The sequence below is a fragment of the Shewanella electrodiphila genome (assembly GCF_023283985.1).
Taxonomy (GTDB): domain Bacteria; phylum Pseudomonadota; class Gammaproteobacteria; order Enterobacterales; family Shewanellaceae; genus Shewanella; species Shewanella electrodiphila.
This window is the reverse complement of sequence record NZ_JAKIKU010000014.1, coordinates 96757-110788: the sequence shown is the minus strand read 5'-3', so window position 1 is coordinate 110788 and position 14032 is coordinate 96757. Positions and strand designations below refer to the sequence as shown.

The 14032-nt window shown below is 42.4% G+C and carries 11 protein-coding genes; 1 reads left to right on the top strand and 10 read right to left on the bottom strand.

Features of this window, described 5'->3' with window-relative positions:
- Positions 1-283: 283 nt before the first annotated feature.
- Together secA and L2737_RS19495 are read right to left on the bottom strand one after the other, a co-directional pair.
- Positions 284-3004 (bottom strand): preprotein translocase subunit SecA, encoded by a 2721-nt coding sequence (gene secA, locus L2737_RS19500; protein WP_229370505.1) that lies wholly within the window; start codon positions 3002-3004, stop codon positions 284-286.
- A 58-nt stretch (positions 3005-3062) separates the two neighbouring features.
- Positions 3063-3962: a M23 family metallopeptidase gene (locus tag L2737_RS19495; protein ID WP_102526858.1), complete on the bottom strand. Its 900-nt coding sequence runs from the start codon at positions 3960-3962 to the stop codon at positions 3063-3065.
- A gap of 27 nt (positions 3963-3989) precedes the next feature.
- Between L2737_RS19495 and L2737_RS19490 the strand changes: the two genes are divergently transcribed.
- Complete coding sequence (locus L2737_RS19490; RefSeq protein ID WP_229370494.1) at positions 3990-4442, top strand: DUF721 domain-containing protein; 453 nt, start codon at positions 3990-3992, stop codon at positions 4440-4442.
- A gap of 3 nt (positions 4443-4445) precedes the next feature.
- On the opposite strand, the gene lpxC is transcribed toward L2737_RS19490, so the two are convergent.
- The 8 genes from lpxC to murD form a co-directional block, all read right to left on the bottom strand.
- Entirely contained in the window at positions 4446-5366 is a 921-nt protein-coding gene (gene lpxC, locus L2737_RS19485; RefSeq protein WP_102526857.1) for a UDP-3-O-acyl-N-acetylglucosamine deacetylase, read from the bottom strand.
- Between the two features lie 206 nt (positions 5367-5572).
- The gene (gene ftsZ / locus L2737_RS19480) at positions 5573-6754 is read right to left on the bottom strand and encodes a cell division protein FtsZ (protein ID WP_248956827.1); all 1182 of its coding nucleotides are present in this window, start codon (positions 6752-6754) and stop codon (positions 5573-5575) included.
- Positions 6755-6780: 26 nt separating this feature from the next.
- Positions 6781-8016: a cell division protein FtsA gene (gene ftsA / locus L2737_RS19475; RefSeq protein WP_102526855.1), complete on the bottom strand. Its 1236-nt coding sequence runs from the start codon at positions 8014-8016 to the stop codon at positions 6781-6783.
- Positions 8017-8829 (bottom strand): cell division protein FtsQ/DivIB, encoded by an 813-nt coding sequence (locus L2737_RS19470; RefSeq protein ID WP_428848411.1) that lies wholly within the window; start codon positions 8827-8829, stop codon positions 8017-8019.
- A gap of 132 nt (positions 8830-8961) precedes the next feature.
- Entirely contained in the window at positions 8962-10404 is a 1443-nt protein-coding gene (gene murC, locus L2737_RS19465; protein ID WP_229370492.1) for a UDP-N-acetylmuramate--L-alanine ligase, read from the bottom strand.
- A 1-nt stretch (position 10405) separates the two neighbouring features.
- The gene (murG, locus tag L2737_RS19460; protein ID WP_229370503.1) at positions 10406-11494 is read right to left on the bottom strand and encodes an undecaprenyldiphospho-muramoylpentapeptide beta-N-acetylglucosaminyltransferase; all 1089 of its coding nucleotides are present in this window, start codon (positions 11492-11494) and stop codon (positions 10406-10408) included.
- Positions 11495-11502: 8 nt separating this feature from the next.
- Positions 11503-12717, bottom strand: a complete 1215-nt coding sequence (ftsW, locus tag L2737_RS19455) for a cell division protein FtsW (RefSeq protein ID WP_102526852.1) — start codon at positions 12715-12717, stop codon at positions 11503-11505.
- A complete protein-coding gene (gene murD, locus L2737_RS19450; RefSeq protein WP_248956826.1) occupies positions 12704-14029 on the bottom strand; it encodes a UDP-N-acetylmuramoyl-L-alanine--D-glutamate ligase in 1326 nt (441 codons plus the stop codon). Before murD ends, ftsW begins: the two co-directional genes overlap by 14 nt.
- Between the last annotated feature and the right edge of the window lie 3 nt (positions 14030-14032).

Below are 14032 nucleotides of genomic sequence, written 5' to 3'. Positions count from 1 at the left end.
GCGTCACTTTACAGTGAACTGATTTGGCGTGTAACCCATGCTAGTGCGTGGTTTGCCGTGTCAGTGGATGCGCATTATAGGCAGATTCTGAAACACCGCAAGGGCTTTTTTGAATTAATTTCAATTATTTTAAATCTTTTGATTTAGCCACAAGCTAACCACTTATAATCCACAACGTTATCCACAAAACCAAAGATAATGATTATTTAATAGACTGATTTATAGGTATAAAAAAAGCAGCTGTTAATAGCTGCTTTTTAAAATACTGTTAAGAAAACCTTATTTAGGTCAACTTACCGTGGCATTGCTTGTACTTTTTACCTGAACCACATGGGCAAGGGTCGTTTCGACCGACTTTTTCCCCATCACGAATAACCGTTCTTGGGATTGCCGCTTCTGCTTCTGTGTTATCCGTTAAAGCTTCTGATGCTGCATGTTGATAGTCACGTTGGATCTTAGCTTCTTCATCACGACGACGCTGTTCCATTTCATCAACATCTGATTGAGCTTGTACTTGTACTTTAGACAGTACGCTAATGACATCAAGCTTCAGTGATTCCAACATTTGCTGGAATAACTCGAATGATTCACGCTTATACTCTTGCTTAGGATTCTTTTGCGCATATCCACGTAAATGAATACCCTGACGTAAATGATCCATTGCTGCGAGATGCTCTTTCCACAAACCATCTAAGGTTTGAAGCATAACCGCTTTTTCAAACTGACGTAGTACTTGTGCACCGACCATTTCTTCTTTAGCTTTGTATGCATCACTCCAACTCGTTACGATTCTTTCACGTAATGTTTCTTCGTGTAAGTCATCTTCTGTATCCAACCACTGTTGAATAGTCAGTTTCAAACCATACTCTTGCTCAAGACGTTGCTCTAAACCTGGTACATCCCATAACTCTTCAACTGATTGTTGTGGGATATATTGGTCAATGACAGTACTAACTACATCTTGTTCGATGTTTGAGATTGTGTCTTCAATACTTTCCGCATCCATCAACTCATTACGTTGTGAGTAAACAACCTGGCGTTGGTCATTAGCTACATCATCATATTCAAGTAATTGCTTACGGATATCGAAGTTACGTGCTTCAACTTTACGTTGTGCATTTTCAATAGCACGAGATACCCAAGGATGTTCGATGGCTTCGCCCTCTTCCATACCCAGTTTTTTCATCATGCCAGTGACTTTATCAGATGCGAAGATGCGCATTAAGCTATCTTCCATTGATAAGTAGAAACGTGAAGAACCTGCGTCACCTTGTCGACCAGAGCGACCACGTAATTGGTTATCAATACGGCGCGACTCATGGCGCTCTGTACCCAGAATATGTAAACCGCCAGCTGCAATTACTGCGTCATGACGTACTTGCCATTCAGCTTTAATTTTAGCGACTTGATCTTCTGTTGGGTTTTTAAGTGCTTCTACTTCAACTTTCCAGTTACCACCTAACACGATATCGGTACCACGACCGGCCATGTTAGTTGCGATGGTCACTGTGCCTGAGCTACCTGCATCAGCAACAATTTGTGCTTCTTTTTCGTGAAATTTCGCGTTCAATACTGAATGTGGGATCTTAGCTTGCTTTAATAATGTCGCTAATAATTCAGATTGTTCAATCGATACCGTACCAACAAGTACTGGTTGGCCACGTTCACGACAACCTTTAATATCGGTAATAATCGCGTTGTATTTTTCAGTTGCAGTCAAATACACCAAATCAGCCATATCATTACGAACCATTGGCTTATTCGTCGGTACTACGACTGTATCAAGTCCATAGATATGCTGAAATTCAAATGCTTCAGTATCTGCTGTACCTGTCATACCTGCTAACTTCTCGTATTGACGGAAGTAGTTCTGGAATGTGATAGACGCTAATGTTTGGTTTTCATTTTGAATATTTACACCTTCTTTAGCTTCTACAGCTTGATGTAAACCTTCAGACCAACGACGACCTGGCATTGTACGGCCAGTATGTTCATCAACAATGACGACTTCGCCATCTTGAACAATATAATCTACATCGCGTTCAAATAATGTATGCGCACGCAGTGCTGCATTCACATGGTGCAATAAAGAGATGTTTGCTGCAGAATAAAGTGAGTCGCCTTCATTTAGCACGCCAAGCTCAATAAGCAGTTGTTCTACTTTTTCTTGACCACGTTCAGTGAAGTGAACTTGTTTCGCTTTCTCATCAATACTAAAGTCACCTTCGCCAATCTCATCTTCAGTATCTTCTTTCTCTTGAACGATAAGGTTAGGGATCAGTGTGTTTACTTTAATATATAGTTCTGAACTGTTTTCAGCTGCACCAGAAATAATCAATGGTGTACGTGCTTCATCAATCAAGATTGAATCGACTTCATCGATCAATGCGTAATGAAGAGGACGTTGAACACGTTCTTGAGGAGAAAACGCCATGTTGTCACGAAGGTAATCAAAACCAAACTCGTTGTTAGTACCGTAGGTAATATCAGAGTTATACGCTTCTTTCTTCTCAACTTGGCCTAAACCCGCAACGTTAATGCCGACTGTTAAGCCTAGGAATTCAAAAAGAGGACGGTTATTCTCAGCATCACGACCTGCAAGGTAATCATTCACGGTAATAACGTGAACACCTTTGCCAGTTAAACCGTTTAAGTATGCTGGGAGTGTTGCGGTAAGTGTTTTACCTTCACCCGTTCTCATTTCAGCGATACGATTACTATCTAGTACCATACCACCCAATAATTGGACATCGAAATGGCGCATTTCAAAAACACGCTTTGATGCTTCGCGAACTGTAGCAAATGCTTCAGCCATAATCGCTTCTAATGTTTCACCATTTTCAATACGCTGACGAAACTCTTCTGTTTTTGCTTTTAGTTCTTCATCAGTCAGCTTTTCATATTCAGCTTCTAACGCATTTATCTTAGTTACAACTTTACCAAGGCCTTTCAAGGTGCGGTCGTTACGACTGCCGAATACTTTTGTCAGTAATTTGCCTAACATCTTAATCACTTATCTCTTGTAGGTTGAGCTCAATTGAGCGACTTAACCGAAAATGTTATTAACTAGCCTTGCGATAGACGAACTTTCGTGGATCGATTTGTTGTCCATTTCGCAATACTTCGTAGTGCACGTGGGGACCGGTGGACCGGCCTGTGCTACCCATACTGGCAATTTTATCGCCTTTGGCAACGACGTCACCTAGGTTTACTGACATAGATTTATTGTGTCCATAACGAGTGCGGTAACCATTTCCATGATCAATTTCCACAAGCCCGCCATAACCAAGCATATTTCCGGACCATGTAACCACTCCTGCAGCAGTTGCAATTACATCGCCGCCTTCCTTACCCGCAAAATCAATGCCTTTGTGCAATGTTCTACGACCATTAAAAGGGTCATTTCGTAAACCGTAGGGCGAAGATAACCAACCTTTAACGATTGGTCGCCCTGATATATAACGTTCTTTATCTATATGGAGATTAGTTGCCACGGTTTCAAGTAGTGACAGCTGAACATTATTATTATCAATTCTGGAGGCCAACTGCGACATGTCATCTAACAGTTGGTTGAGTTCTACACCTGCACCGATTTCACTTAGACCACCGACACCCACTTCGGTAGAAAAATCAAATTGATCTTCAAGTAAATTATTTTCGGCAACTTGCTGGCCTAACGCCTCTAAACGAGTAACGTTAGCTTGCATTCTCGCGACGTGGGCAACTAAGGTGCTTAATTGTGTTTCTGTCGCTTTTTTGAGATTCATGACTTGTTGTTTTTGCTGTTCACGCAACTTTTGATTTTCATCAACTTTTGTTTGCTGCGCAGCAAAACGATCGGCGCTCTGCTGGTAAAGACCAGTTCCTGCCGCCACTAAAAGGATAGGTAGAAGTAACCATCGTTTGCTAGGATGCCAACGTGTTACTCCATTTCGACCTTGAATAAAAACTGTTACACTCATAGCCTAACTCAGCCATCTTATTATCATATGAAAAAGCCCCCTCAAGATCTCAGTAGATTGCTACATCAATCGGGAACATTACCGGAACTCGCTGAGAAAGCAGAATTATTAAATCAACTGAATACTTACGTAAAACAGTGCTTAAATGGTCCTGTTAGTGAACAGCTAAAAGTCGCTAATCTTCGTCAGGGTGTTCTTGTTATTGAAACTACTTCGGCTGCATGGGCTGCTAGAATAAATTTCCAAAAGACCAAACTACTGCAACAACTTCAGGAAGAAACGCTTCCAATGCTTACCGCTATAGAGGTTAAAGTCAACCCAGGGATAGCAATTACGCCAAGTAAAGCACCAAGTAACTATGCAAAAATCAGCCCTGTAGCTGCAGAACACCTGCAGTCATTGGCTGATCACGTAGAAGGTTCACTTGGTGAAAAACTAAAACGGCTGGCTGCATTAGCCAGCCGTAATAGGCAATCTTAATTTTTACGCTAAAGATGTAGCGCCTGGCACCATAAAGCTCAGTGGTACATCAACTTCGTTTTCAAAGCTGACTAACTCCCAAGCTTCTTGCTGTGCAAGTAATGCCCTAACCAATTGGTTATTTAAAGCATGACCTGTTTTATATGCACAGAATTCACCAACAATCGCGTGACCTGCTACATATAAATCACCAAACGCATCAAGAATCTTATGCTTTACAAATTCGTCCTCATATCGCAGACCGTCAGGGTTAAGGACACGATATTCATCAAGCACAACAGCATTTTCCATGCTGCCACCTAGTGCTAAATTATTAGCACGTAAGTATTCGATATCTTGCATGAAGCCGAAAGTTCTAGCTCGGCTAATATCTTTAACAAAAGCAGATGTTGAAAAATCCATCACCATATGTTGTTGGCTGCGAGAAATCTCTGGATGATTAAAGTCAATTTTGAAATCAACTCTAAAACCTTTATAAGGCTTTAATTCAGCCCACTTATCACCGTCTTCAACACGAATGGTTTGATTGATTTTGATATATTTTTTCGCTACCGATTGTTCTTTAATACCTGCGCTTTGCAGTAAGAAAACAAACGGACTTGCACTGCCATCCATAATCGGGATTTCAGGAGCATCAACTTCGATAACAGCGTTATCTATGCCAAGGCCTGCAAGTGCTGCAAATAAATGTTCGATAGTTGAAATGCGAACACCTTCATCATTTACTAATGCCGTACACATAGTTGTTTCACGAACTAGATTCGCTTTTGCAGGAATTTCCACTGCAGGCGTTAAATCTGTACGTCTAAGTACGATACCAGAATTGACAGGTGCGGGCATAATGCACAGAGTTACCTTGTTGCCGGAATGCAATCCGACACCAGTACTCTTCACCATTTTTTGAACAGTTCTTTGAAAAATCATTCAGTTACCCGTTTTAATCACTTTAAAATAAACATTCTTGAGCTATATATACTGAGTTAACCCAGTAAGCTGAGGCGGTATACTAACATAAAATTGTCTTTTCACAAAAAAGTACCCTTTAGAGTCTTTTTATACGCCTCTACTTACATAAGTAACATTCTATCAACATCTTAGCTTTTACAGATTTTCATTTTTACTTTCAGCGACTAATCAGCTTGCTTACGTAAAAATGCTGGGATATCTAAGTAATCACCATCAACACGTGCAGCAGGTTGAGCTGCTGGCTGAGGAGCTGGAACAGCATTTCCTGTCGGTGCTACATAGTTAGTCGTGATAGCTGGTTCTTCAGCTGGCTCAACTTTTGGTTCAATAACTGCAGCAGATTCAGGGCGTGAAACAGGCTTAGTCACTAATTGGATATCAGGCTTCTTCTCTGCGCCAATACCAGTAGCAACAACCGTTACACGTAGCTCTTCACTCATTTCTGGGTCAATAACTGCGCCAACAACCACGGTAGCATTATCAGATGCGTATGCTTTAACGTGGTTACCCACTGTTTCTAGCTCTTCAATACTGATATCCATACCTGCTGTAATGTTAACTAATACGCCGCGCGCACCAGCTAGATCAATATCTTCAAGTAATGGACTTGCCACTGCAGCTTCTGCAGCTTCTTCTGCGCGATCATCACCCGTTGCAACACCTGTGCCCATCATGGCATTACCCATTTCTGACATAACTGTTTTAACATCAGCGAAATCCACGTTAATTAAACCTGGACGGGTAATTAACTCAGCAATACCCTGCACTGCGCCTAATAACACATTATTAGCAGCAGCAAATGCATCCAACAATGATGTACCACGACCCAATACTTTTAATAGCTTTTCATTTGGGATAGTAATCAATGAGTCAACATGCTTTGCAAGCTCAGCAATACCTTGATCAGCAAAAGTCATACGCTTTTTGCCTTCGAAAGGAAACGGCTTAGTGACGACAGCAACAGTCAAAATACCTTCTTCGCGAGCAATTTCAGCTACAACTGGTGCGGCGCCAGTACCTGTACCGCCACCCATTCCAGCAGCAATAAAGATCATGTCAGACCCCTTGATTGCAGCGCGAATGTTTTCTTTATCTTCTTCAGCAGCTTGGCGACCCACATCAGGGTTTGCTCCAGCACCTAGACCTTTAGTGACATCACGTCCTAATTGAATAGTTGAGCCTGCACCTGATTTGCGTAATGCCTGAGCATCCGTATTCGTTACGATAAACTCAACACCTTCGATGCTGTGTTTAACCATATGTTCGACAGCGTTACCGCCACCACCACCGACGCCGATGACCTTGATCACCGCTTCGTCATTATGTGTGTCCATGATCTCAAACATTGTCTGATCTCCGTTAGTCTGCGTTATTAAAATTCACCCTTAAACCAGCTTTTGACCCGATTCAAAAGACTGGTAACCCCTTGACGTTCAGGGCGTTCGAACTGACGTTCGATTACGCGTCTGGCGCCATAATGAAGCAACCCTATTCCAGTAGAATAAACAGGTTGATCCACGTATTCATTTAACCCTTTTACTGGTAGCGGCGACGCTACCCTAACTGGCATACCGAAAGTCGCTTCAGCAATATCAACAGCACCAGTAATTGACGCTGTTCCACCGGTTAATACTATGCCTGCGGCTATTTGATCTTCTAAGCCACAGTCAGTTAATTCTTTTAATACCAGTTCAAATAACTCCTGATATCTTGGTTCCACTACTTCCGCCAATGTATGACGTGACATGCTGCGTGACGGGCGGCCACCGACTGATGGTACTTCGATGCTGTCTTCGCGGCTGACCATTGAACTTCTTGCACTGGCAAATTGCACTTTGATTTGCTCAGCATGTGTCAATGGTGTTCTAAAAATTTTAGCGATATCACTGGTTACCTGATTACCTGCTACTGATATCACAGCACAATGCCTCAGTGCACCATTGGTATAAACAGCAATATCTGTTGTGCCGCCACCAATATCAACAATACAAACACCTAAATCTTTTTCATCATTCGTTAACACAGAATCTGCTGACGCAATACCTGAAAAAACTAAGTCATCAACTGTTAAGCCGCAACGCTCGACGCTTTTGGTGATATTTTTTGCCATGTCGTTGGCGCAGGTCACGATATGTGCTTTCGCTTCCATTCGCATACCCGACATACCGATAGGACTCTTAATACCATCTTGAACGTCAATTGAATATTCTTGCGGTAACACATGAAGGATCCGTCTTTCAGTTGGGATCTTCACTGAGCGCGCTGTATGAATAACGTTATCAACGTCTTCTTGCGTCACTTCTTCATCGTTAATTGACACCATGCCATTTTCGTTCTGACATGCGATGTGCTTACCTGAAATACTTAAATACACAGAAGATACTTGGCAATCAGCCATTAACTCTGCTTGATCAAGTGCGCGCTGCACACTTTTTACAATAGAATCCAAATCATTCACGCCACCTTTATCCATTCCGCGCGAAGGATGATTGCCTAAACCGACCACGCTTATCTCACCGTCAGGTAGCACTTCACCAATGATCACTGCGACCTTGGACGTGCCAATATCTAGGCCTACGATAAGATTTCTTTCCTGATTTTTGGTCATTTAGTGTCGACTCTCTGTTTTAGTATCGTCCCAGCCAACGGCGACTCCGGTGTCATAGCGTAAATCGATCGTTGCTATTGGCTTTTGATTTCGTGTTATTTCAGGGTAAACATTAATAAATCTTTGTATTCTCGACATCTTATCTTCTCGTCCTAATTCGAGAAGAATGCCGTTATCTAATCTTGCATGCCATGCATGTCGTGGACTTAAACTTAAACTTGCCAGCTTAAAACCATTAATACTCAATAAATCAGACAATTGCTGATAACTAGTTAACACTTCAGAAGACATTTCTTCTGGGCCTGAAAGTACCGGCAATGTATTAATACTCGAATGTGATTCAGCTGCAAACACTTCGCCATTCACATTTAGCCAGTCATCTCCATTCCAATGTGCAACAACATGTTGCTCTTGCAAGGTCACTTTCAATTTTGCAGGCCACTCTCGCCTTACAGACGCATGGTAGACCCAAGGTAATGCTTCTAAAGCTTGCTGTACTTCGCCAACGTCGGCACTAAAAAAACTGCGTTCCATTAACGCCTGTAGCGCAGCCTGAATTTCAGCATCCGAGGTATAAATTCGCTCGCCTTTTATCGCGACGGCATCTATCGGTAATGCATCAGCATCATTCAGTAATACATTAAGCTTAAGGCCAGCCCAAACAATGGTGAGTAATACCGTCAGTAAAAACAGTAACCCAGTGTATAAGTACCAATTGACTTCACTCAAATGGCCTTTTAACTGGCGAGCTTTATCACTCCACGCCACAGCTACTGTAACTCCAAACTGTACACTGTCACTTTCATTGGGCAATTCACCATTATATCTAGCATGCTGATTGTATTAAAGTTTATATTTACAAGCAGTTATAGTATAAAAATCAATCAAAACTCACCATTTCCCTGCGACTGACTCAAGCTACTTTTCAAAAACTATTTTTAAAACCTACTTTCTAAAACCAAGATTACTTGATGCCAGCGACTTTGACAGAGCACCAATATTACCAGCCCCTTGAGTCAGCAATAAATCGCCTTCTTGCAATACATCAGGTAATACATCAGCTAACAACTCTGGTGATGCAACAAAAATAGGGTCCACTTGGCCGCGTAGCCTTATGGAGCGGCACAATGAGCGACCATCTGCACCTGGTATCACGCTTTCACCAGCGGCATAAACATCTAACAACAATAAACCGTCTACTTGCGATAAGACTTCAACAAAGTCTTCATACAAATCACGGGTTCTACTATAGCGATGTGGTTGATACGCCATCACTAATCGTTTATCTGGCCAACCCGCTCTTGCAGCTTTAATCGTTGCAAGTACTTCACTTGGATGATGACCATAATCATCAACCAACATCACCTTGCCATTAGCAGTATCAAATTCACCAAGGTGCTGAAAACGTCTGCCAATACCTTCAAATTCTGCTAATGCGGCGACAATAGCCTCATCATCAATATCATCCTCACTGGCTACTGCTATCGCAGCTAACGCATTTAGCACGTTATGCTCACCAGGTAGATTTAATACAATATCTAAATCATCACGGTTTTTACGACGAACACTAAACTGGCTCTGGTGTCCGACTTGCTTAAAGTTAAGTGCTTGCACATCAGCAATGTCACTAAAGCCGTAAGTGACCACTTGTCTGCCCACTCTTGGCATAATTTCTTGTATCACTTCATCATCGATACACATTACCGCAACGCCATAAAAAGGCAGGTTATGTAAAAAATCGACGAAGGTAGTCTTCAACTTTTCAAAATCACCACCGTAAGTGTCCATATGGTCAGCTTCGATATTGGTGATAACACTGACCATAGGTTGTAAATGTAAAAAGCTCGCATCACTTTCATCTGCTTCTGCAATCAAATAGCGACTTGTCCCAAGACGAGCATTCGTGCCTGCACTATTAAGCAACCCACCAATAACAAATGTTGGATCTCGCTCTGCTTGGCCATAAACGCTAGCAATTAAGCTTGTCGTTGTGGTTTTACCATGAGTGCCCGCAATCGCGACCCCATGTCGGTAACGCATAAGCTCTGCTAGCATTTCTGCACGGCGTACAATCGGAATTCGACGCTCTTTTGCAGCTATGATTTCAGGGTTTTCTTGCTCAATTGCTGTCGATACCACCACAACATCTACATCAGCAACGCTTTCAGCCTGATGGCCAATAATAATCTTCGCGCCTAAGTTCGCGAGCCTTTCTGTCACGCTATTAACAGCAATATCTGAACCACTAATTTGATAACCTTCATTTACTAATACTTCGGCTATCCCGCCCATTCCAGCACCACCTATGCCGACAAAATGGATTTTCTTAATCCGTCTCATCTCAGGGATCATGCTGCGTAATTGGGCGTACTTCTCTGTTTTAGTCATTTCAATCCTTTCGTGCTAATTCAGCACAAATACTCGCTACACGTTGGGTTGCATCTAACACTGCAACACTTCTGGCTTGTTGTGCCATCTCTGAAACAACGTGTCTTTGTTCAGCAAAGAGGGTTAATTTCTCAGCTAAATTATCTGCGTTTAATATGGTCTGCGGTAATAAAAATGCCGCACCGGCTTCTACTAATACTGAAGCATTCTTTGTTTGATGATCGTCAACTGCATGGGGATAAGGCACTAAAATACTGGCTCTTCCCACCGCGGCTAATTCAGAAACCGTTAATGCTCCCGAACGACAAACAACAACATCAGCCCAGCGATAAGCGGCTTCCATGTCATCTATAAATTCTGCCACATTGACACTGGCCGCTTGACCCTTGTCTTGGTAATGGCTTTTAACGGCAGGCTGATTTCCTTTGCCTACCTGATGCCATACCGTAATTGAGTGCTGTTGGCTTAATTGCCCCACAACATCTGGCATAACATCATTAAAAATTTTGGCGCCTAAGCTGCCACCTACCACTAATACTTTAAGTGCTGAGTCATCACACACTTTCGTCGTTTGTCCTAATTCGATTAACTCTTGTCGAATTGGGTTACCGACTACCTCTGCATTCGTTGCAGGTAAAAATGTATTTGGAAATGCACACAACACTTTAGTAGCGATGCGCGATAACAACTTATTGGTCATTCCAGGTATTGCATTTTGCTCATGCAGCACTAACGGTATGCCCGACAACTTTGCCGCTACCCCGCCAGGACCACTGGCAAATCCACCCATACCAATAATCACATCAGGTTTAAATTCATTAATGAAAGCTTTTGCTTGCATAATTGAACGCAAAATCTTAAAAGGCGCAGCAAGCTTTCTAATAATGCCATTGCCACGAACGCCTTTGATGTCTATAAACTCAATATCAAATCCATGTTGAGGCACTAAGCGTGCTTCCATGCGGTCAGCGGTCCCTAACCAACGAACTTGCCAACCTTTTTTAGCCAATGCTTTTGCCACTGCTAACGCCGGGAATACATGTCCACCCGTGCCGCCAGCCATCACCAATAACTTGGGTGCATCTGTTATATTAGGGCTCATTTCTTTATTCTCCCTTGCACCGCCTGCGTCAAACTTAGCCGCCTTTCATAATCTATGCGTATCAATAACATGACCGCAGCCGTCATGACCCACAAACTACTGCCACCATAGCTAATAAAGGGTAATGTCAGACCTTTTGTCGGTAACATACCAATACTCGCGCCTACGTTTACAACGGTTTGGAAGCAAATCCAAATGCCGATGCCGTAAGCTAAGTAACTTTCAAATGGGCGTTGAATACTCAAACACAAGTTGCCCAATCTAATTGCTCTAAAAGACACAAAAAATAATACGGTTAGCACACAAACGATGCCTACAAAACCTAACTCTTCGCCGATCACAGCAAAAATAAAATCAGTGTGAGCCTCAGGCAGGTATGACAGCTTTTGAATACTGTTACCTAAACCTTGGCCAAATATATCACCGCGTCCGTATGCCATTAATGACTGAGTTAATTGATAACCACTACCAAATGGGTCTTCCCATGGGTCTAAAAATGACGTTACACGCCGCATCCGATATGGCTCAAACACCACTAAAAATACAAACATTGCGATACCAAAAAATATCAGTACCAAAAAGTCCATAATTCGCGCACCCGCCAAAAACAATAGGCTTACGGTACATACGAAAAGTACCACCACAGTACCTAAATCCGGTTGAGCAAGAATCAAAAATGCAAACAGTAAAAACACAAAAATTGGTTTATAAAACCCTTTACTGTTCTCTCTCAACTCTCCATGTCGGCGCACCAAATATCCCGACATATAAATAATAAAAACAAATTTGGCTATCTCAGCGACTTGGATCCTTACGGGCCCTATCGCCAGCCACCGTGTTGCGCCATTCACCGTGGTGCCTACAACCAGAACTGCCACCAACATCAACAACACTAGAAGTACTAAATAAGCGCTATAGCGCTCCCATAACTTCAATTCTATGTTCAGTACCGCATAAGCGATAACACCACAGCCCATCAAATATGCAACGTGGCGATATATGAAATGAAACGGGTTATCTGTTAGCTTCTGCGCTTCCGGCATAGAGGCTGACATCACCATGACAAAGCCAAATGTAATTAGTCCTAAAACGGCGACAAATAAGCTTCTATCATACAGCTGATCACCTGGCGACGTTTCAGACAGAATGTCCGGCCAAGACCTTTTCAGGACTTGTTGGAATAAGCTAAGTTGTTGCTCACCCCTCGCCATCTTCAATCTGCTCCACTAATTGCTTAAAGTGATGACCTCTTTCCATGAAGTTCTTATACATATCGGTGCTAGCACAAGCTGGAGACAATAAAACGATATCCCCTGAAAAAGTGATTTCAACCGCTTTAGTCACTGCTTCTTCAAGATTATTAACGCTAATACTGTCCGTTTTTAGTGCCGCAATTTTAGATCCGTCTTTACCGAACGTGATCACTTGAGTCACATTATTCAGTGAAGCTTCAAGTTCTTTAAAATCTGCGCCTTTGCCTTCGCCACCAGCAATCAAAATCAAGTCACCTAAGTGATCACTCAAACCATTTAATGCCGCAACGGTAGCCCCTACATTGGTCGCCTTCGAATCATTGATATAAGTGACACCTTGTTTTAGGCCAACCATTTCACAACGATGCTCTAAACCAGCAAAGTTGGATGCAATCTCAACCATGGTATTCTTATCAATGCCACACGCATCTGTTAATGCCATTGCAGCTAATAAGTTAGCCTGATTATGACTACCGATTAAGCTGACTTCATGCAGGTTCATTATTTCACTTTCGCCGTGCAATATTTTACCATCGGCAATACCCCACTCATCTCCTTCTGGCACCCCTAAACCAAAGGTATTTTGATTTGTTGGTTCGTCAGGAAAAGTCAGTGCATCGTCACGATTAAACATCACAAAACGGCTCTGCTGATATAAACGTAACTTAGCTGCGCGGTACGAATGAATATCGTGATATCTATCCATATGATCTTCACTGATGTTCAAACACGTCGCCGCGATGCAATTTAAGCTGTGAGTTGTTTCTAATTGAAAACTCGATAGTTCTAATACGAAATACTCAGCATCTGTTGCTAATAAATCCAACACTGGAATACCAATATTGCCACCTACCGCAACCTTTTTACCGGCGGCTTTAAGCATGTCGTACACTAATGTCGTTACCGTTGTTTTACCGTTTGAGCCCGTAATAGCGACAACACAAGGGCCTCTATCAGCGACAGCTTGAGCAAACAGTTCAACATCGCCAATCACTTCAATGCCCATATCAATTGCAGCGCGAATCTCTGGCGTGTCAACCGCAATGCCAGGGCTTACAATAATGTGTTTTGCTTGTACCAAATAACGACATACAAACCCACCTGTCAGTAGCTCAACATCAGGAAATTCCTGTGCTAACGTCTCTCGGCCAGGTGGCGTTCGTCTGCTATCCATCACCAATGGTGTAATACCTTGGGACATCAGATAACGCACAACAGATAAACCTGTTGCACCTAAGCCCAAAACAATATGCGAATAGCTTGATTGCATTAC